This is a genomic window from Streptomyces sp. NPDC059861 (assembly GCF_042731435.1).
Lineage (GTDB): Bacteria > Actinomycetota > Actinomycetes > Streptomycetales > Streptomycetaceae > Streptomyces.
This window is the reverse complement of record NZ_JBHWJQ010000012.1, coordinates 94,793-112,885: the sequence shown is the minus strand read 5'-3', so window position 1 is coordinate 112,885 and position 18,093 is coordinate 94,793. Positions and strand designations below refer to the sequence as shown.

The window sequence follows — 18,093 nt, the reverse complement described above, 5'->3', positions numbered from 1 at the left end:
TCGCGCGGCCGGAATGACGGCAGCCCGCCGACGGGGGATGATCGGCGGGCTGCCCGTGGTGCGGCGGTGGCTCAGTGGACGGAGTGCTCCTCCAGCGGGAACGTTCCGCCGACGACGTCCTCGGCGAACGCCTTCGCCGCGTTCCCCATCACCTCACGCAGGTCGGCGTACTGCTTCACGAACTTCGGCACCCGCCCGGCGGTCAGCCCGAGCATGTCGGTCCACACCAGCACCTGCGCGTCGGTCTCCGCGCCCGCGCCGATCCCGACCGTCGGGATCTGCAGCGTGCGCGTCACCTCGGCGGCCAGCTCCGCCGGCACCAGCTCCAGCACCACCGCGAACGCCCCTGCGTCCTGCACGGCCTTGGCGTCCCGCAGCAACTGCTGCGCCGCCTCCTCGCCACGCCCCTGCACCCGGTAGCCCATGGCGTTGACGGACTGCGGGGTGAGGCCGATGTGGGCCATGACCGGGATGCCGGAGTCGACCAGCAGGCGGATCTGCTCGTGCGACCGCTCACCGCCCTCCAGCTTCACGGCCTGCACGCCGGCCTCCTTCACCAGCCGGGTGGCCGAGCGCAGCGCCTGCACCGGCCCCTCCTGGTAGGACCCGAACGGCAGGTCGCCGACGATCAGAGGGCGCGTGGTTCCCCGTACGACCGCGGCGGAGAGCATGGTCATCTCGTCGAGGGTGACGGGCACGGTGCTCTCGTACCCGAGGTGGCAGTTGCCCGCCGAGTCGCCGACGAGGATCACCGGGATACCGGCCTCGTCGAAGACGGACGCGGTCATCGCGTCGTACGCGGTGAGCATGGGCCACTTCTCGCCGCGCTCCTTGGCGAGGGCGATGTCACGAACCGTGATACGGCGGGTGCCCTTCCCCCCGTACAGCGCCTTGCTGCCGTCGGAGGACTTCTGCGGTGCGCTCTGGGCAGCCGAAAGCTGCGTCATGGCAACGGCTCCTTACGTCATCTCGAGGCGCCCTGACGGCGTCCCCGGACCGGTTCCATGGTGGCACCTCGTGCCAGGGACGGCTAGGGGGGCCCGCGTCACGTACGGCGGGCACCGCACGTAAGGATCGCACCAGGGACAGGTAAAGACTTTTCGATACGGCACCGTCTCGTATCGTAAATCCCTAGGCTCGTCGGCATGACCACTCCCGCCGTTCCCGGCACCCGTGTCCCGGAAGCGGTGCACCGGCGCCGCTGGGCCATACTCGGCGTGCTCATGCTGAGCCTGCTGATCGTGGTGCTCGACAACTCGATCCTCAACGTCGCCGTCAAGACGATCTCGACCCCCGCGCCGACCGGGCTGGGCGCCACCCAGAGCGAGCTGGAGTGGGCGATCAACGCCTACACCCTGGTCTTCGCGGGCCTGCTGTTCAGCGCCGGTCTGCTCGGTGACCGGCTGGGCCGCAAGAAGATCCTGCTCGGCGGGCTCGTGATGTTCGGCATCGGCTCCGCGCTCGCCGCCTTCTCCGGCTCACCGGGTGAACTCATCACCTACCGCGCGGTGATGGGCTTCGGCGCGGCCTTCGTCATGCCGGCCACGCTCGCCGTCCTCATGAACGTCTTCGAGCGGGACGAGCAGCCCAAGGCCATCGGCATCTGGGCGGGCGGCGTGGGCCTCGCCATAGCCATCGGCCCGATCACCGGCGGCGTCCTCCTCGACCACTTCTGGTGGGGCTCGGTCTTCCTGGTCAACGTACCGATCGTGGTCCTCGCCGTCGGCCTGATGCTGTGGCTCGTCCCCGACTCCCGGGACCCCCACCCCGGCCGGATCGACCCCGTCGGCGTCACTCTGTCCGTCGTCGGCCTGGTCCTGCTGGTCTACGGCATCATCAAGGGCGGCCAGCTGGCCGACTTCACGGACCCGGTCGTGCTCGCGGCCATCGGGGCGGGGCTCGCCGTCCTGACCGCGTTCGTGGTCTTCGAGAAGCGGAGCGACCACCCCTCCATCGACATCAGCTACTTCCGGAACAAGGTGTTCTCCGCCGCGATCACCGTCATCGCGCTGGTCTTCTTCGCGCTGATGGGCGTGACGTTCTTCGCCGTCTTCTACACCCAGAGCGTGCGCGGCTACTCGCCGCTGGAGACCGGTCTGCTGATGCTGCCGCTGGCCGCCGCCCAGATGATCTTCGCGCCGCGCGCCCGGCTGCTCGTCGACCGCTTCGGCAACAGGGCCACGACCACCGGCGGCATGCTGATCATCGCGGCGATGCTCGGCGCGTTCGCCACGCTGGACGAGAACACGCCGATCTGGATCCTGGAGGTTGTCTTCTTCCTCATGGGCACCGGCATGGCGCACATCATGACCCCGACCAGCGTCGTCATCATGCAGGCCCTGCCCCGCGAGAAGGCCGGCTCCGCCTCCGCCCTCAGCAACACCTTCCGCCAGGTCGGCGGCGCCCTCGGCATCGCGGTCCTCGGCTCGGTCCTCTCCACGGCCTACCGCACCTCGATCGACGACCACCTGACCGCACTCCCCGCCTCCGCGCGCCACACGGCCGGCGAGTCGATCGAGGCGACCCTGGCCGCCGCCTCCCACCTGGGCCCCAAGGGCGCCTCCCTGACAGCCCCGGCCCACCAGGCCTTTCTCGACGCCATGCACGTCACGGCGCTGTGCGGAGCGGGGGTGGCGCTGGTGGGCGCGGCGGTGGTGGCCGCGTTCCTGCCGGGCAGAACACCCGGCACGCCGCCGGACACCCCCCGGGTTCCGCGGGAGGCCCACGCGGGGGCGGACGGCGCGGCCTGAGCCCGGCGCGGTCGCGACACCCGGGTGCCGGCGCCTGCGACCCCGGTCAGCGGTCGAGGTCCGGCCGGGGCGGCGTGCGGGCGACGGCGCGAGGGGCACCGGCCCCGTGGGGGCACGGCGCGCAACGCCCCGGCACCAGGCGCGACGCCGGACGGCGGCCGCCGGCGCGGTGGACCCGGGACAATCAGCGCAACGCACGGAAAGGACGCAGCCCAGTGAACCCCCTCGCCGCAAGCCACCCCCCGCCCGCGGCCCCCGTCAGGGGCCGTCCCCGAAGCGAGGCCGTGGAACGCGCCATCATCGACGGCACGATGAGACTCCTGGAGGACGGCGTCCCGCTCGCCGAGCTGTCCATCGAGCGCATCGCCCGTACCGCGGGCGTCGGGAAGGCGACCATCTACCGCCGCTGGCGCGGCAAGGAGGAGCTCTTCGTCGACGTCGTCCGCTCCGCCGAACCCGCCGACCCCGAACTCCCCGGCACCTCCATGCGCGACGACCTCGTCGTCCTGCTCGAAGCCCTGCGGCGGCGCGGTCTGGCCAACCGCACCTCGGCGATCCTGCACAACGCGCACGCGCAGATGAAGACCAACCCCCGCATCTGGGCCGCGTACCACAACGCCGTCATCGCACCCCGCCGCCGTCTCGGCCTGGAGGTCCTGCGGCGCGGACAGCAGGACGGCGAACTCCGCGCCGACGTCGACCTGGAGCTCGTCCACGACATCGTCATCGGCCCCATGCTCGTGCGCTCGTTGCTGCACCCCGACGCCGAACTCCCCGAAGGCCTCGCGGAAGAGCTCGTCGACACCCTGCTCGAAGGACTACGGCCCGTCAGCTCACCCACCGGGTAACCCGAATGTGCGCGTTTTGTCACAGACGCCCCTCACGTCCCCCGAAAACGGAACTGCGGGCGCGGACTTGTTCGTCCTAAGTGCCCGTACGGCCGTCATGTGACGGCAGGATCGGAGCCGGACATCCCCTAGGGTCTTGAGCACGGGGGACGACGGTGTGCACGGCAGGTAGCGAGGCGACGGTATGGCGCAGCAGGCGTACGTGACGGAGACGGCGGACGGTGACTCGGAACCCGAGCGCCCCGGAACTCGGTTTCGGCGCGTGGCGGTCCGTGTGACCGGCGGCTGGCGCGGCGACCCCGGCATCTGGCGGCGCGGTCTCGTCGTGGCCGTGCTCGCGGTGCTGCTAGCCGGCGTGATGGTGGGCCACGCCTACATCCCGAACAGCGTGGGCAACCTCGGCAGCCTCACAGAGACGTTCCTGCCCTGGATCGGCCTGTTCGTCCCGGTGCTTCTCCTGCTGGCGCTGGTCCGCAGGTCGGCCGTCGCGCTGATCGCGGTCCTGGTCCCGGCGATCGTCTGGCTCAACCTCTTCGGCGGGCTGCTCACCGACAAGGCCGGCACCGGCGGCGACCTCACCGTCGCCACCCACAACGTCAACGCCGACAACGCCGATCCGTCCGGCACCGCCCGCGACGTCGCCGCGTCCGGCGCGGACGTGGTGGCCCTGGAGGAGCTGACCGCGTCGGCCGTACCGACGTACGAGGCGGCCATGGCGTCGACGTACAAGTACCACTCCGTGCAGGGCACGGTCGGGCTGTGGAGCAAGTATCCGCTCGGCGACGTCCGGCCCGTCGACATCAAGCTCGGCTGGATCCGCGCCATGCGCGCCACGGTGTCCGCGCCCGGCGGACAGCTCGCCGTCTACGTCGCCCACCTGCCCTCGGTGCGGGTCAAGCTGGAGGCCGGGTTCACGGCCCGGCAGCGCGACACCAGCGCCGACGCGCTCGGCGAGGCCATCTCCCACGAGAAGGTGAGCCGGGTCGTGCTGCTCGGCGACCTCAACGGCACCATGAACGACCGGGCCCTCAACGCGGTGACCGCCCAGATGCGCTCCACGCAGGGCGCGGCGGGCAGCGGCTTCGGCTTCAGCTGGCCGGCGTCGTTCCCGATGGCCCGGATCGACCAGATCATGGTCAAGGGCGTGGAGCCGATGACCTCGTGGACCCTGCCGCAGACCGGCAGCGACCATCTGCCGATCGCGGCGCGGGTGCGGATGGACGAGTCCACCGGCTGAGCGATGTGGGCGGGCTCACGCTGTGTGCGAGGTCACCGCAACCCGTCCTTAACCTGCTGGAATACTCGGCCTGCGAGCCTTTGTTCCGAGAATGAACATACGAGGTACGGAACTCCGCTCTGAAAGGCCCTTCCATGCCCCTGGCCCTGCTCGCCCTCGCCGTGGGCGCCTTCGGCATAGGTACGACCGAGTTCGTGATGATGGGGCTCCTGCCCGATGTCGCGGACGACCTGGACATCTCGATCCCCTCCGCCGGCCATCTGGTCTCCGCGTACGCGCTGGGCGTCGTCATCGGCGCCCCGCTGCTCGCCGCGGTCACCGCCCGGATGTCCCGGCGCACCGTCCTGATCGGCCTGATGGTCCTGTTCGTCGTGGGCAACGCCCTGTCGGCGTTCGCCCCGGACCACCACTGGCTGCTGGCCGCCCGCTTCCTCAGCGGCCTGCCGCACGGCGCCTTCTTCGGCGTCGGCGCCGTCGTCGCGACCGGCATGGTCACGCCCGAGCGCAAGGCGCGCTCCGTCTCGCTGATGTTCCTCGGCCTGACGGTCGCCAACGTCGCGGGCGTCCCGGTCGCCACCCTCATGGGGCAGCACCTCGGCTGGCGGGCGACCTTCCTCGGCGTCAGCGTGATCGGCCTGGCGGCGATCGCCTCGCTGGTCCTGCTGATCCCGCACGACCACACGCACGCCGCCACCAGCGGCCTGCGCGGCGAGCTGGCCGCGCTGAAGTCGGTGCCGGTGTGGCTGGCCCTCGGCACGACGGTCGCGGGCTTCGGCGCGCTCTTCGCCGCGTACAGCTACATCACGCCGATGCTCACCGGCTCGGCCGGGTACGCCGAGACCAGCGTGACGCTGCTGCTGGCGCTGTTCGGCGTGGGTGCGACGATCGGCAACCTGCTGGGCGGCCGGCTCGCCGACCACGCCATGCGGGCCACCCTCTTCGGCGGCCTGGCCTCGCTGGTCGTGGTGCTCGCCGCCTTCCCGGTGCTCATGTCCGCCCAGTGGAGCGCCGCGCTGGCCGTGGTCCTGCTCGGTACGGCGGCCTTCGTCACCGGCTCGCCGTTGCAGCTGATGGTCATGGAGAAGGCGTCGGCGGCCCCGTCCCTGGCCTCCTCCGCCAACCAGGCCGCCTTCAACCTGGCCAACGCCGGCGGCGCCTGGATCGGCGGCCTCGCCCTGGCCGCGGGCTTCGGCGCGACGTCCCCGGCGACGGCGGGCGCGGCGCTGGCGGTGCTGGGCCTGGCGGTGGCGGCCACGGCGTACGCGGTGGACCGCCGGAACACCGGCGTGACCCACGAGCGTCTGGTGGCATCCCACGTCCCCGAACCCGCAGAGGCCGCCCACCACTGAACGACGAGGCGTGGGCCGGGGCTCCGAGGCTTGAGGGCTCGGGAGGCTCGAGGACTCAGGGGCTCGGGGCTCCGTGGGCCGACGCCGGCTGAGGCGCCCTGAGGGGGCGCGGGGAACTGCGCGACCAGCCACGAACCACCCGCACCCGGCCGCGCCCGCACCGCACCCCGTCCGGCCCCGCCCCACCTCTCCCCGGCGCTACGCCGTCCCCCGCGTCACGCCGTCTCCCGCCACCCATTGGTGATCGGCAGCCGCCGGTCCTTCCCGAAGCCCTTCGGCGAGATCTTCGTCCCCGGCGGATACTGCCGCCGCTTGTACTCGGCCGTGTCCACCATCCGCAGCGTCTTCGTCACCAGTTCCCGGTCGAACCCGGCCGCCACGATCAGGTCGGCCCCCTCGTCCCGGTCCACGTACCGCTCCAGGATCGCGTCCAGGACGGGATAGTCCGGCAGGGAGTCCGTGTCGACCTGCCCCGGCCGCAGCTCCGCGCTCGGCGGCTTGCTGATGGAGTTCTCCGGGATCGGCGGCGTCTCGCCCCGCTCCTCGGCCGCCCGGTTGCGCCACCGGGCCAGCCGGAACACCGACGTCTTGTAAACGTCCTTGATCGGCCCGTACGCGCCCACCGAGTCGCCGTACAGCGTCGAATACCCCACCGCCAGCTCCGACTTGTTGCCGGGCGCCAGCACGATGTGCCCCTCCTGGTTGGAGAGCGCCATCAGCAGCGTGCCGCGCAGCCGGGACTGGAGGTTCTCCTCCGCCAGCCCGGACAGCCCCAGCGACCCCATGTACGCGTCGAACATCGGCTCGATCGCGACGGTGCGGAAGTTAAGCCCCGTACGCCGCGCCAGCTCCGCCGCGTCCCCCTTGGAGTGGTCGGAGGAGTACTTCGACGGCATGGACACGCCGTACACGTTCTCCGGGCCCACCGCGTCGCAGGCGATCGCCGCCACCAGGGCGGAGTCGATGCCGCCGGACAGTCCGATGAGCACCGACCGGAAGCCGTTCTTGGTCACATAGGCCCGCAGGCCCGTGACCAGCGCCGAGTACACCTCCGCGTCGTCGTCGAGGCGCTCGGCGTACCCGCCCGTCCGCTCCGGCTCGTACGCCGGCAGCGGCTCCCCGGACAGCACCAGCCGGTCGATGCGCAGCCCGTCGTCCACCACGCCGACCGGAGCATCGGGGTCGGCGGCCGGCAGGTCGAGGTCCAGGATCAGACACTCCTGCGCGAACTGCGGCGCCCGCGCCACGACCTCGCCGTCCCGGTCGACCACGATCGAGTCGCCGTCGAAGACCAGCTCGTCCTGCCCGCCGATCATGGCGAGGTAGGCGGTGGTGCAGCCGGCCTCCTGGGCGCGCTTGCGGACCAGTTCCAGCCGGGTGTCGTCCTTGTCGCGCTCGTACGGCGAGGCGTTGACGGACAGCAGCAGCCCGGCTCGCGCCGAACGCGCCGCCGGCACACGGCCGCCGTCCTGCCAGAGGTCCTCGCAGATGGCCAGCGCCACGTCGACGCCGTGCACCCGCACGACCGGCATGGTGTCGCCGGGCACGAAGTAGCGGAACTCGTCGAAGACGCCGTAGTTCGGCAGGTGGTGCTTGGCGAAGGTGAGCGCCACCTCGCCGCCGTACAGCACCGCCGCCGCGTTCTGCGGGGCGCCGGCCGGCTGACCGAATCTCGGCTGTGCGCGCTCGCTCCGGTCGAGATAGCCGACGACCACGGGCAGTTCCCCGAGGCCCTCCTCGGCCAGGCGCGCCGCGAGCGAGCGCAGGGCCGCGCGGGAGGCCTCGACGAAGGAGGAACGCAGGGCCAGGTCCTCGACGGGATACCCGGTCAGCACCATCTCCGGGAACGCCACGAGATGCGCTCCGCGCTCGGCGCAGTGCCGGGTCCGGGTGAGGATCGTCTCCGAGTTCCCGGCGATGTCGCCGACGCGGGAGTCGATCTGGTTCAGGGCGAGACGTAGTTGAGGCACGGGGCCAGTGTAATCGTCAGAGCGACGCGATGGGGGTCGCGGGGGTGTGGGCCGCCCCACGCGACACCACCGGGCGCCGTACGCCCCCGGGCCTCGGCGGCCCCATGCGGCGCCGTACTACCGCCTGGCCGTCGCGCCGCGTTCCTTCAGCATGTCCGCCATCAGCCCGATCTCCGACTGCTGCCCCTCGACCATCCCCCGCGCGAGCCGCTTCTCCACGTCCACCGAGCATCTGTCCACACAGCCCTCGGCCATGTGGATGCCGCCCTTGTGATGGTCCGTCATGAGCTGGAGGTAGAAGACCTCGGCCTGCCTGCCGTTCAGCCTGCCGAGCCGCTCCATCTCGGTGTCGGTCGCCATCCCCGGCATCAGCGCGCCGTCCTCGCCGGAGGCCATGCCGCCCATGCCCATCCAGTCCATCGGCCGCGGCGACACCTTCGGCAGCTCCCACAGGTCGAGCCAGCCCAGCAGCATGCCGCGCTGGTTGGCCTGCGTCTGCGCGATGTCGTACGCCAGCCGCCGCACCTCTTCGTCCTCGGTGCGGTCCCGCACGATGTACGACATCTCCACGGCCTGCTGGTGGTGCACCGCCATGTCCCGCGCGAAGCCGGCGTCCGCGGAGTCGGCCGCGGGCGCGCCGGCCTCGGAGCCGCCGTCCTGGGCGACCGCGTACGTGATCCCGCCGACCGCGACGAGCAGCGCCGCCGCGGCCCCCGCGATCCAGCCGGCCTGCGCGTGCCTCACGGTTCCCGCCTCACTGCCGCCGTCACTTCGCCAGCCCGCCCGTGCAGGCCGCGCCCGGCTCGGGGGTCTGCTTGCCCTGGACGTAGGTCTGGAAGAACTTGTCGACGTCTGCGTCGTCCGCGCCGGTCACCGTGCGCTGGTGGCCCCACGCCGACAGCATGATCGGGGCCTTCTGCCCCTCCATGGGGCTCATCAGCGTGTACGGCGTCTTCTTCACCTTCGCCGCCAGCGCGTCCACGTCGGCCTTGTCGGCCTTGCTCGTGTACGTCACCCAGACCGCGCCGTGCTCCAGCGAGTGCACGGCGTTCTCGTTGGGGATCTCGTCGGTGTAGACGTCGCCGTTGCAGTTCATCCACACCTGGTTGTGGTCGCCGCCGACCGGGGGCTTCATCGGGTAGCTCACGCTCTTGGTGACGTGGTTCTGGGCCAGCTTGCCCTGCCACGTCTGCACGCCGTCCGCGCCGGCGACGAACTTGCCGGGGTTCTTGGAGTCACCGGCGGTGTCGGAGTCGTCCGACTGCGACCGGAGCAGCACCACGCCACCGACGACCAGACCGGCGACGACGACCACGCTGGCCACGATGGTGAGGATCCGGCTGCGGCGCTCGCGGGCACGCTCCGCGCGCCGCATCTCCTCTATGCGCGCCTTGCGCGAGGCACTGGTCTTGTTCTTGGCGGAACCCATGGGGCTGGCCCTTCTGGGAAACGGGTGACGGACGGGTGCGCTGATCGTAGTGGGCGAGGCCGACGATCTCGTAGGGAGGGCGCAGAAATGGCCGGGCATTACGGATGCCGGGCCGAGCAGGCAAGATGGGCTCGACAGCCGTACACCTGCCGTACCGGAGGCGTTCAGGACGGGATCAGCCGGGCGATCAAGGTGCGCAACGCGCACGAAACGGTGTTGTGGTGGGATGCTCAGGTGCCCGACCGTGCCGTGCGCGGACGGGAGACGGACCGCCTGACCAGCAAGGATGGGGAATCGGAAGATGGACAAGCAGCAGGAGTTCGTGCTCCGGACCTTGGAGGAGCGCGACATCCGGTTCGTACGCCTGTGGTTCACGGACGTGCTGGGCTTCCTGAAGTCCGTGGCCGTGGCCCCGGCCGAGCTGGAGCAGGCCTTCGACGAGGGCATCGGCTTCGACGGCTCCGCGATCGAGGGCTTCGCCCGGGTCTACGAGTCCGACATGATCGCCAAGCCGGACCCGTCCACCTTCCAGGTCCTGCCGTGGCGCGCGGAGACGCCGGGCACGGCCCGTATGTTCTGCGACATCCTGATGCCGGACGGCTCCCCCTCCTTCGCCGATCCCCGCTACGTCCTCAAGCGCGCCCTCGCCCGCGCCTCCGACCTGGGCTTCACCTTCTACACCCACCCCGAGATCGAGTTCTTCCTGCTGAAGAACAAGCCGGTCGACGGCACGGTGCCCATCCCCGCCGACAACTCCGGCTACTTCGACCACACCCCGACCAACGTCGGCATGGACTTCCGCCGCCAGGCGATCACCATGCTGGAGTCGATGGGCATCTCGGTCGAGTTCTCCCACCACGAGGGCGGCCCCGGCCAGCAGGAGATCGACCTGCGGTACGCCGACGCGCTGTCCACCGCCGACAACGTCATGACGTTCCGCCTGGTCATGAAGCAGGTGGCGCTGGAGCAGAACCTCCAGGCGACGTTCATGCCGAAGCCGTTCTCCGAGCACCCCGGCTCGGGGATGCACACCCACCTGTCGCTGTTCGAGGGTGACCGGAACGCGTTCTACGAGTCCGGCGCTGAGTTCCAGCTGTCCAAGGTCGGCCGCTCCTTCATCGCCGGGCTGCTGCGCCACGCGGGCGAGATCTCGGCGGTCACCAACCAGTGGGTGAACTCGTACAAGCGCATCTGGGGCGGCTCGGAGCGGACCGCAGGGGCGGGCGGTGAGGCGCCGTCGTACATCTGCTGGGGGCACAACAACCGCTCCGCGCTGGTCCGCGTCCCGATGTACAAGCCGGGCAAGACGGGCTCGGCGCGGGTCGAGGTCCGGTCGCTGGACTCCGGGGCGAATCCTTACCTCTCCTACGCCGTGCTGCTGGCCGCCGGCCTCAAGGGCATCGAGGAGGGCTACGAGCTGCCGCCGGGCGCCGAGGACGACGTCTGGGCGCTCTCGGACGCGGAGCGGCGCGCCATGGGCATCGAGCCGCTGCCCCAGAACCTCGGCGAGGCGCTGTCCCTCATGGAGCGCAGCGACCTCGTCGCCGAGACCCTGGGCGAGCACGTGTTCGACTTCTTCCTCCGCAACAAGCGCCAGGAGTGGTACGAGTACCGCTCCGAGGTGACGGCGTTCGAGCTGCGCAAGAGCCTGCCGGTGCTGTAGGCCGGACGCGGGGGCTGTCCGGGGCGGCTGTCGGCTGTTCGTCGGTCTGTTGTCGGTCGGCTGTCGGGCGTTTGTCGGTGGGGGCTGGGAGTGTCTGCGGTATGACACGAATCGACAAGAAACCCAGCAGCGCGGCCGTGACCGTGCGGGGGCTGGTCAAGCACTACGGCGAGACCAGGGCGCTGGACGGTGTCGACCTGGAGGTGCGTGAGGGCACCGTGATGGGGGTGCTGGGGCCGAACGGGGCCGGTAAGACCACCCTCGTGCGGATCCTGTCCACACTGCTGGCGCCCGACGCCGGCCAGGCGACCGTCGCCGGCTACGACGTCGTACGGCAGCCCCGGCAGCTGCGCCGGGTGATCGGGCTCACCGGGCAGTACGCCTCGGTCGACGAGAAGCTCCCCGGGTGGGAGAACCTGTACATGATCGGGCGGCTGCTCGACCTGCCCCGCAAGGAGGCCCGCTCCCGTGCCGACGAGCTGCTGGAGCGGTTCTCGCTGACGGACGCGGCCAAGCGGCCCGCGTCGACGTACTCCGGGGGCATGCGGCGGCGGCTCGACCTGGCCGCGTCGATGATCGGGCGGCCCGCCGTGCTCTTCCTCGACGAGCCCACCACCGGCCTCGACCCGCGCACCCGCAACGAGGTGTGGGACGAGGTGAAGGCCATGGTCGGGGACGGGGTCACCGTCCTGCTGACCACGCAGTACATGGAGGAGGCCGAGCAGCTCGCCTCCGAGCTGACCGTCGTGGACCGGGGGAAGGTCATCGCGAGCGGCGGGATCGAGGAGCTGAAGGCCAAGGTCGGCGGGCGGACGCTGCGGGTGCGGCCGGCCGATCCGGCGCAGCTGCGGCCGCTGGCCGGCGCCCTGGACGAGCTGGGCATCACCGGGCTGGCCACGACGACCGTGGACACCGAGGGCGGCACCGTGCTGGTGCCGATCCTGAGCGACGAGCAGCTGACCGCCGTGGTCGGCGCCGTCACGGCGCGCGGTATCACGCTCGCCGGCATCAGCACCGAACTGCCCAGCCTCGACGAGGTGTTCCTGTCCCTCACCGGCCATCGCGCCAGTGCCCCGCAGGACACCGTGCCCGCCGACGACCGCGAGGAGGTCGCCGTATGAGCGCCGCCACAGCCGCCACCGACACCACCGCGACCACCGCAGTCCCCGGCCTGAAGGACGACGCGCGGATCACGCTGCGCGGGCATCTGCGGCACACCGGGGCCCTGGTCCGCCGCAACCTGCTGTGGATCCGGCAGGACCCCGAGTCGATGTTCGACGCGCTGCTGATGCCGGTCGTCTTCACCCTGCTGTTCGTCTACGTCTTCGGCGGCTCGATCGGGCAGGCCCTGGGCGGCGGGCAGGACGGGTACGTGCAGTACGTGATCCCCGGCATGATCGCGATGATGAGCATGACCCTGTCCCAGGGCGTCGGCACCGGCTTCAGCCAGGACTTCAACTCCGGTGTCATGGACCGCTTCCGGTCGCTGCCGATCGGGCGCGGCTCGGTGCTGTTCGCGAAGATCTCGGTCGAGCTGGTCCGGATGCTGTTCGCGACGACCGTGCTGATGATCGTCGCCGTTCTGGTCGGGTTCGACATCACGAGCTGGCTCGGTCTGTTCGCGGCCGTCGGGCTGTCCACGGCGTTCGCCTCGTCGATCATGTGGGTGTTCCTCACCCTGGGCGTGATCCTGAAGAACGCGCAGTCCGTGCAGGCGATGGGCTTCCTGGTGCTGTTCCCGCTCCAGTTCGGCTCGTCGATCTTCGCGCCGACGGCGTCGATGCCGGGCTGGCTCCAGGCGTTCACCGACTACAACCCGCTGTCCACGCTGGCGGACGCGGCCCGCGGCCTGATGGTGGGCGGCCCGGTCGCGCAGGACCTGTGGGTGACCCTGGGCTGGTCGGCGGCGATCACGGCGGTGATGGCGCCGGTCGCGATCCACAAGTTCAAGACGAAGAACTGAACCGGTCGCGCCACGACCGTTCACACCAGGGCGGCGGCCTCCTGCGGGGAGAGACCGCCGCCTTCGGCGTACGCCGCCGTGAACTCCCCGGCGGACAGGGCCTCCCGTACGGCGGCCGTGGCGCGCTCGCGCGCCCGGCGCTCCAGGGAGGAGCACAGATGACCGGAAGGCAGCAGCGCGTCGGCCGCGCCCAGGCAGCGGGCGGCGTCGCGGGCCTCCCGCCCGCCGTCGGAGCCGGCCAGCACCAGCGCGGCGACGACCAGGTACGAGGAGAACAAGTGCGGAGCCATCGCCTTCGACAGCGGGTCGTCGGCCTGCGCGAGGGCGCCCCGGATCTTCTCCCTGGCCGCCTCGTAGTACCCCTCCGCGGCGTCCACCCAGGCCTCCTGGCCGAGGATGAACGCGTCGAAGACGACGAAGTGGGCGATGACGAACTCCTCGCGCAGCATCCGCAGGTGCTCGCGGGCCTCGGCGGTCCGGCCGGTGATGCTGAGCCACCCGGAGAGGATGAGCCGGCCGAACGGCATCGCCTCGTTGTGCGCGCCCTTCCCGGCGGCGAGCACCTCGCGCAGCAGCCGCTCGCCCCGCTCGGCCTCGCCCGCCTCCAGCAGCGCGCTGCCCAGCCGGGCGGTGAGGATCGCGTGCTGGGCGCGGGCGCCGAGTCGCTGGGCGTGTTCCATGGCGGCCTCGTAGTCGGCGGCGGCCTCCGGATGGCGCCCCTTGCGTTCGAGGGTCTCGGCCCGCGCGGACAGCGCCTCGGCGCTGCCCCAGGCGTCGCCGAGGCGGTCGTAGATCGCCAGCGACTCGTCGGCGTCCCGGCCGGCTTCGGTCGCCCGGTCGGGACGGTTGGCGAGGATGTTGGCGCGGATCTGCAGGCTGGCGGCCAGTTCCCAGTCGAAGTCGGGGGTGCTGCGGCAGGTGTCGACGGCGGCGTCGACGAGCGTGGCCAGCCGCTGCATGTCGCCGGTCAGCATCACGGCGTAGAAGGACAGCATGCCGGGGCTGCGGCAGGTCTGCGGCAGCCCCGGTTCGTAGACCTCGGCGATGGTCCGCAGCTTGCGCTGGGCCTCGGGGGTCTGCCAGGTGTCCAGTTCGGTGTCCATGCAGGCGAGGTGCCCCAGGTGGACGCCGCGCCGGGCCTCCTCGAGGACCTCCCCGGTCATGGGGGGAGGTTCGGCGGTGCAGCGCTCCCGCACCGGGGCGGCCTTGGAGACGGGTTCGGCGAAGGGGTCGGGGCCGAGGTCCATGGCCGCGCGGCACCAGGTGCGGGCCTCGATGCGCAGATCGCGCATCTGCCAGTACCAGACCAGCGACAGCACCAGGCACAGCGCCTCCTGCTCGTCGCGTTCGGCGACGGCGTGCCGCAGCGCCGTGCGCAGGTTCTCGTACTCGCGCTCCAGCCGCTCGATGGCGGCGAGCTGACCGCGGCCGCGCAGCAACGGGTCGGTGGTGCGAGCTAGTTCGCGGTAGTGCGTCAGGTGGGCGCGCTCGGTGGCGCGGCGCCGGCCGGCCTCGTCCAGGCGTTCGCCGGCGTACTCGGCGACGGTCTCCAGGAGCCGGTAGCGCATCTCGCCGTCCGCGGACGGGGTGGCGACGACGAGCGACTTGTCGACGAGGGAGCCGAGCGCGTCCAGGGCGGCGGGCCCGCACACGGCCTCGGCGGCGGCGAGGTCACAGCCGCCGGCGAACACGGAAAGGCGGCGCAGTACCTCCCGTTCGCCCTCGTCGAGGAGGTCCCAGGACCAGTCGACGACGGCACGGAGGGTCTGCTGGCGGGGCAGGACGGTCCGGCTGCCGGAGGTGAGCAGGCGGAAGCGGTCGTCGAGCCGGTCGGCGATCTGGCGGGGGGTGAGCATCCGCAGCCGGGCGGCGGCGAGCTCGATGCCGAGGGGCAGGCCGTCGAGGCGGCGGCAGATCTCGGCGCAGGCCTCGGGGTCGTCGCCGACGCGGAAGCCGGGACGGGCGGCGGAGCCGCGGTCGGCGAGCAGCCGCAGGGCGTACGGCTCCGGCAGCGGCTCCACGGGCCGCAGCACCTCCCCCGGCACGCCGAGGGGTTCCCGGCTGGTGGCGAGGACGGTGAGGTGCGGGCACCGCGCCAGCAATTCCTCCGCCAGGCGGGCGGCGGCGTCGACGACGTGCTCGCAGTTGTCGAGGACGAGCAGCATGCGGCGCCGGGCGCAGTGCTCGACGAGACGCGCGACGGGGTCGTCGTGCCGGTCCGCGACGGCGGCGCGGAACTCCTCGGCTCCGGCGCCGTGCAGCACTGTCTCGCGGGCGCCGATCGCGGTGAGCACGGCCTCGGGGACGGCGGCGGGGTCCTCGACCGGCGCCAGCTCCGCCAGCCACACACCGTCGGGGGCCGTGTCCCGTACGCTCTCGGCGGCCTCCTGTGACAGCCGGGTCTTGCCCGCCCCACCGGGCCCGAGCAGCGTGACGAGCCGCGCGGTGGCGAGATCACCACGGATGGCCTCGATGTCGTCGGCCCGCCCGACGAACGAGGTGAGACGGGCCCGCAGATTGCCCGGGGGCGACGTGCGGTCACCGACTCCCGCGGCGGCCCCGGACGCAACGACCGCGTTGTCCACGCCGGACACGGGGGCCGATGGTGCGGCAGCGGAGGCGGGGGGCGTCGGGTCCACGCCCGGCACGGGGGCCGACGGGCCGGCACCGGAGGCCGAGGCCGACGGATCCACGCCGGACACAGGAGTCGTCGGGCCGGCACCGGAGACGGGGACGGACGGGCCCACGCCGGGCGCGGAGGCCCACGGGGCTGCACCGGAGAACGGGGCCGCGCCGGGCGCAGGGCCCGACGGGGCTGCACCGGAGGTCGGGGCCGTGGGGGCGGCGCCGGAGACGGGGGCCGACGGGGTCGCGGCGGGCGTACGGGTCGTCGGGGCCGCGGGGAAGCGGCGGTGGTGGGTTGCGGCGGGCGGGTCCGTCGGGTTGAGCAGGTCCGCGTGCAGGGCGCGCAGCTCAGGGCCCGGGTCGGCCCCCAGCCGGTCGGCGAGCAGTCGTCGTACGTCCTCGTAGACGGCCAGTGCCTCGGCGGTGCGGCCCGCGTCGCGCAGGGCGCGCAGGCGCAGGGCCTGGAGAGGTTCGTCGAGGGGGTGGTTCCCGCACAGGGCGGTCAGCTCGGGCAGCACCTGCTCGGCATGGCCGAGGGCGAGGGCGGTGGCGAGCCGGGCACGCCGGGTGTCCAGCCGGCGGGCGGCCCAGCGGGCCGCCTCGGCGGCGCGGTCGGGCAGGTCGGCGAGCGCGGGGCCGTGCCACAGGGCGAGGGCGTCGTCGAGGAGGACGGCGGCCTTGGCGGGGTCCCCGTCGGCGAGCGCCCGCGCGCCCTCGTCGGCGAGCCGCTCGAACCGGTGCAGATCGACGTCGTCGGGCGCGGCGGCCAGCCGGTACCCGCCGTCGGCCGAGGCCACGGCCTCGGCCCCCAGCGCCCGCCGCAGCCGTCCGACGAGCGCCTGGAGTGCCCCGGCCGCGTCGGCGGGCGGGTCCCCGTCCCACACCTCCTCCACGAGCAGCCCCACGGGCACGGCCCGTCCGGCCCTGAGCGCCAGCACGGTGAGCAGCGCACGCAAGCGCGCCCCGCCGATCGAGAGGACCGAACCGTCGGGGCGAACCGCCTGTGTGGTGCCGAGGATGCGATAGCGCACGGAACCCATTGTCACTGCTCCGGCCGAGGGACCGCCTCCAGGTTTACCCGGGCATGAACCGCGCGTGCCGGATCCGGGAGCCGCGCAGGAACCTCCCACCGCCCGGTGCCGTTCCTCCGGCACCACCGGTACGGTCGACCCCGCACCGCCCGACTCGCCCCAGGAGCCTTCCCATGACCACCGCCGCCTCCCGTCGCGCCGAACGGCGGATCAGTCCCGTCTTCCTCGGGATCCTGGCCGTCACGGCGGTGACCGGGTGGGCCACCTGGACCGGGTTCGCGGCGCAGCCCGGGGTGGCCGTGTTCCTGTTCGTGACCGGCGCGTGGGTCGTGTCACTGTGCCTGCACGAGTACGCGCACGCCCGGACCGCGCTGCACGGCGGGGACATCTCGGTGGGCGCGAAGGGATACCTCACGCTCAACCCGCTGAAGTACACGCACGCGCTGCTGAGCATCGTGCTGCCCGTACTGTTCGTGATCATGGGCGGGATCGGTCTGCCGGGCGGGGCGGTGTTCATCGAGCGGGGGCGGATCCGGGGCCGCTGGAAGCACAGCCTGATCTCCGCGGCCGGACCGCTGACGAACGTGCTCTTCGCCATCGTGTGCACGGCGCCGTTCTGGCTGGACGCGCTGGACGGGGTGCCGCGGGACTTCCGGTACGCGCTGGCGTTCCTCGCGCTGCTCCAGGTGACGGCCGCGATCCTGAACTTCCTGCCGGTGCCGGGCCTGGACGGCTACGGCGTGGTCGAGCCCTGGCTGTCGTACGGCGTCCGCCGGCAGGTGGAGCCGTTCGCGCCGTTCGGGCTGCTGTTCGTCTTCGCGCTGCTGTGGATCCCGGCGCTGAACGGCGCGTTCTTCGACGTCGTCGACGCGGTGCTGCGGGGCCTCGGCGTCGGCGAACCGGACACCTACTGCGGGTACGAGCTGTACCGCTTCTGGCTCGGGACGAACGAGTACTGCTCGGTCAGCCCGTGACGGAGTCGCCCCGGGCGGCCCGGCCGCGCTTCCCGTAGTACCAGGCCATGTTCGACGACAGGCCCGCCAGCAGCACCCACACGATGCCCAGCCAACTGCCCTGCGCGAAGGAGATGACGGCCGCGGCGACCGCGAGCAGGCAGACGGCGAGGGCGTAGCGGGCGAGTCGCCGGGCCTGGCCGGGAGGGGGCACGGGAGGCATGGTGGTCGGCTCCTGTCGGGGGACACTGCTGGTCACGGTGGTGCGGTGTGTG

General features: G+C 72.1%; 14 protein-coding genes. 8 read left to right on the top strand and 6 right to left on the bottom strand.

Annotation, left to right across the window (positions count from 1 at the left end; translation table 11 throughout):
- Window positions 1–71: 71 nt before the first annotated feature.
- Entirely contained in the window at window positions 72–947 is an 876-nt protein-coding gene (gene panB / locus ACFV6X_RS13635) for a 3-methyl-2-oxobutanoate hydroxymethyltransferase (RefSeq protein ID WP_385382118.1), read from the bottom strand.
- Between the two features lie 198 nt (window positions 948–1,145).
- Between panB and ACFV6X_RS13630 the strand changes: the two genes are divergently transcribed.
- The 4 genes from ACFV6X_RS13630 to ACFV6X_RS13615 all read left to right on the top strand — a co-directional run bounded on the left by ACFV6X_RS13630 (window position 1,146) and on the right by ACFV6X_RS13615 (window position 6,184).
- The gene (locus tag ACFV6X_RS13630; RefSeq protein WP_385382115.1) at window positions 1,146–2,750 is read left to right on the top strand and encodes an MFS transporter; all 1,605 of its coding nucleotides are present in this window, start codon (window positions 1,146–1,148) and stop codon (window positions 2,748–2,750) included.
- A gap of 215 nt (window positions 2,751–2,965) precedes the next feature.
- Window positions 2,966–3,598, top strand: a complete 633-nt coding sequence (locus ACFV6X_RS13625; RefSeq protein WP_385382112.1) for a TetR/AcrR family transcriptional regulator — start codon at window positions 2,966–2,968, stop codon at window positions 3,596–3,598.
- 184 nt (window positions 3,599–3,782) lie between these two features.
- Complete coding sequence (locus tag ACFV6X_RS13620) at window positions 3,783–4,835, top strand: endonuclease/exonuclease/phosphatase family protein (RefSeq protein ID WP_385382110.1); 1,053 nt, start codon at window positions 3,783–3,785, stop codon at window positions 4,833–4,835.
- Window positions 4,836–4,969: 134 nt separating this feature from the next.
- Window positions 4,970–6,184, top strand: a complete 1,215-nt coding sequence (locus tag ACFV6X_RS13615; protein WP_385382106.1) for an MFS transporter — start codon at window positions 4,970–4,972, stop codon at window positions 6,182–6,184.
- 215 nt (window positions 6,185–6,399) lie between these two features.
- Here the strand turns inward: ACFV6X_RS13615 and ACFV6X_RS13610 are convergent, their stop codons facing one another.
- From ACFV6X_RS13610 to ACFV6X_RS13600, 3 genes are all read right to left on the bottom strand, one after another.
- Window positions 6,400–8,154: an NAD+ synthase gene (locus ACFV6X_RS13610; RefSeq protein WP_385382103.1), complete on the bottom strand. Its 1,755-nt coding sequence runs from the start codon at window positions 8,152–8,154 to the stop codon at window positions 6,400–6,402.
- 117 nt (window positions 8,155–8,271) lie between these two features.
- Window positions 8,272–8,898 carry a DUF305 domain-containing protein gene (locus ACFV6X_RS13605; RefSeq protein WP_385382100.1) on the bottom strand — a complete coding sequence of 209 codons (627 nt, stop codon included), beginning with the start codon at window positions 8,896–8,898 and terminating at the stop codon, window positions 8,272–8,274.
- Window positions 8,899–8,920: 22 nt separating this feature from the next.
- On the bottom strand, window positions 8,921–9,583 hold the full coding sequence (locus tag ACFV6X_RS13600; RefSeq protein ID WP_365448048.1) for a DUF3105 domain-containing protein: 663 nt from the start codon (window positions 9,581–9,583) through the stop codon (window positions 8,921–8,923).
- Window positions 9,584–9,884: 301 nt separating this feature from the next.
- Between ACFV6X_RS13600 and ACFV6X_RS13595 the strand changes: the two genes are divergently transcribed.
- The 3 genes from ACFV6X_RS13595 to ACFV6X_RS13585 all read left to right on the top strand — a co-directional run bounded on the left by ACFV6X_RS13595 (window position 9,885) and on the right by ACFV6X_RS13585 (window position 13,209).
- Complete coding sequence (locus tag ACFV6X_RS13595; protein ID WP_385382097.1) at window positions 9,885–11,246, top strand: glutamine synthetase family protein; 1,362 nt, start codon at window positions 9,885–9,887, stop codon at window positions 11,244–11,246.
- 101 nt (window positions 11,247–11,347) lie between these two features.
- On the top strand, window positions 11,348–12,367 hold the full coding sequence (locus ACFV6X_RS13590; protein WP_385382094.1) for an ATP-binding cassette domain-containing protein: 1,020 nt from the start codon (window positions 11,348–11,350) through the stop codon (window positions 12,365–12,367).
- Complete coding sequence (locus tag ACFV6X_RS13585) at window positions 12,364–13,209, top strand: ABC transporter permease (RefSeq protein WP_365448054.1); 846 nt, start codon at window positions 12,364–12,366, stop codon at window positions 13,207–13,209. Before ACFV6X_RS13590 ends, ACFV6X_RS13585 begins: the two co-directional genes overlap by 4 nt.
- Before the next feature lie 20 nt (window positions 13,210–13,229).
- Here the strand turns inward: ACFV6X_RS13585 and ACFV6X_RS13580 are convergent, their stop codons facing one another.
- A complete protein-coding gene (locus ACFV6X_RS13580) occupies window positions 13,230–16,874 on the bottom strand; it encodes a BTAD domain-containing putative transcriptional regulator (RefSeq protein WP_385382091.1) in 3,645 nt (1,214 codons plus the stop codon).
- 164 nt (window positions 16,875–17,038) lie between these two features.
- Between ACFV6X_RS13580 and ACFV6X_RS13575 the strand changes: the two genes are divergently transcribed.
- Window positions 17,039–17,839, top strand: a complete 801-nt coding sequence (locus tag ACFV6X_RS13575; protein ID WP_385382089.1) for a site-2 protease family protein — start codon at window positions 17,039–17,041, stop codon at window positions 17,837–17,839.
- Here ACFV6X_RS13575 and ACFV6X_RS13570 read toward each other — a convergent pair.
- Window positions 17,829–18,041 carry a hypothetical protein gene (locus tag ACFV6X_RS13570; RefSeq protein WP_385382087.1) on the bottom strand — a complete coding sequence of 71 codons (213 nt, stop codon included), beginning with the start codon at window positions 18,039–18,041 and terminating at the stop codon, window positions 17,829–17,831. The genes ACFV6X_RS13575 and ACFV6X_RS13570 overlap by 11 nt on opposite strands.
- Window positions 18,042–18,093: the final 52 nt, after the last annotated feature.

Excerpts from the sequence above, each read along its gene's own strand:
- ACFV6X_RS13615 (WP_385382106.1), top strand. The coding sequence starts at position 4,970 with ATGCCCCTGGCCCTGCTCGCCCTCGCCGTGGGCGCCTTCGGCATAGGT.
- ACFV6X_RS13630 (WP_385382115.1), top strand. The coding sequence starts at position 1,146 with ATGACCACTCCCGCCGTTCCCGGCACCCGTGTCCCGGAAGCGGTGCAC.
- ACFV6X_RS13585 (WP_365448054.1), top strand. The coding sequence starts at position 12,364 with ATGAGCGCCGCCACAGCCGCCACCGACACCACCGCGACCACCGCAGTC.
- ACFV6X_RS13595 (WP_385382097.1), top strand. The coding sequence starts at position 9,885 with ATGGACAAGCAGCAGGAGTTCGTGCTCCGGACCTTGGAGGAGCGCGAC.
- ACFV6X_RS13620 (WP_385382110.1), top strand. The coding sequence starts at position 3,783 with ATGGCGCAGCAGGCGTACGTGACGGAGACGGCGGACGGTGACTCGGAA.
- ACFV6X_RS13580 (WP_385382091.1), bottom strand. The coding sequence starts at position 16,874 with ATGGGTTCCGTGCGCTATCGCATCCTCGGCACCACACAGGCGGTTCGC.
- ACFV6X_RS13590 (WP_385382094.1), top strand. The coding sequence starts at position 11,348 with ATGACACGAATCGACAAGAAACCCAGCAGCGCGGCCGTGACCGTGCGG.
- ACFV6X_RS13600 (WP_365448048.1), bottom strand. The coding sequence starts at position 9,583 with ATGGGTTCCGCCAAGAACAAGACCAGTGCCTCGCGCAAGGCGCGCATA.
- ACFV6X_RS13575 (WP_385382089.1), top strand. The coding sequence starts at position 17,039 with ATGACCACCGCCGCCTCCCGTCGCGCCGAACGGCGGATCAGTCCCGTC.
- ACFV6X_RS13570 (WP_385382087.1), bottom strand. The coding sequence starts at position 18,041 with ATGCCTCCCGTGCCCCCTCCCGGCCAGGCCCGGCGACTCGCCCGCTAC.
- panB (WP_385382118.1), bottom strand. The coding sequence starts at position 947 with ATGACGCAGCTTTCGGCTGCCCAGAGCGCACCGCAGAAGTCCTCCGAC.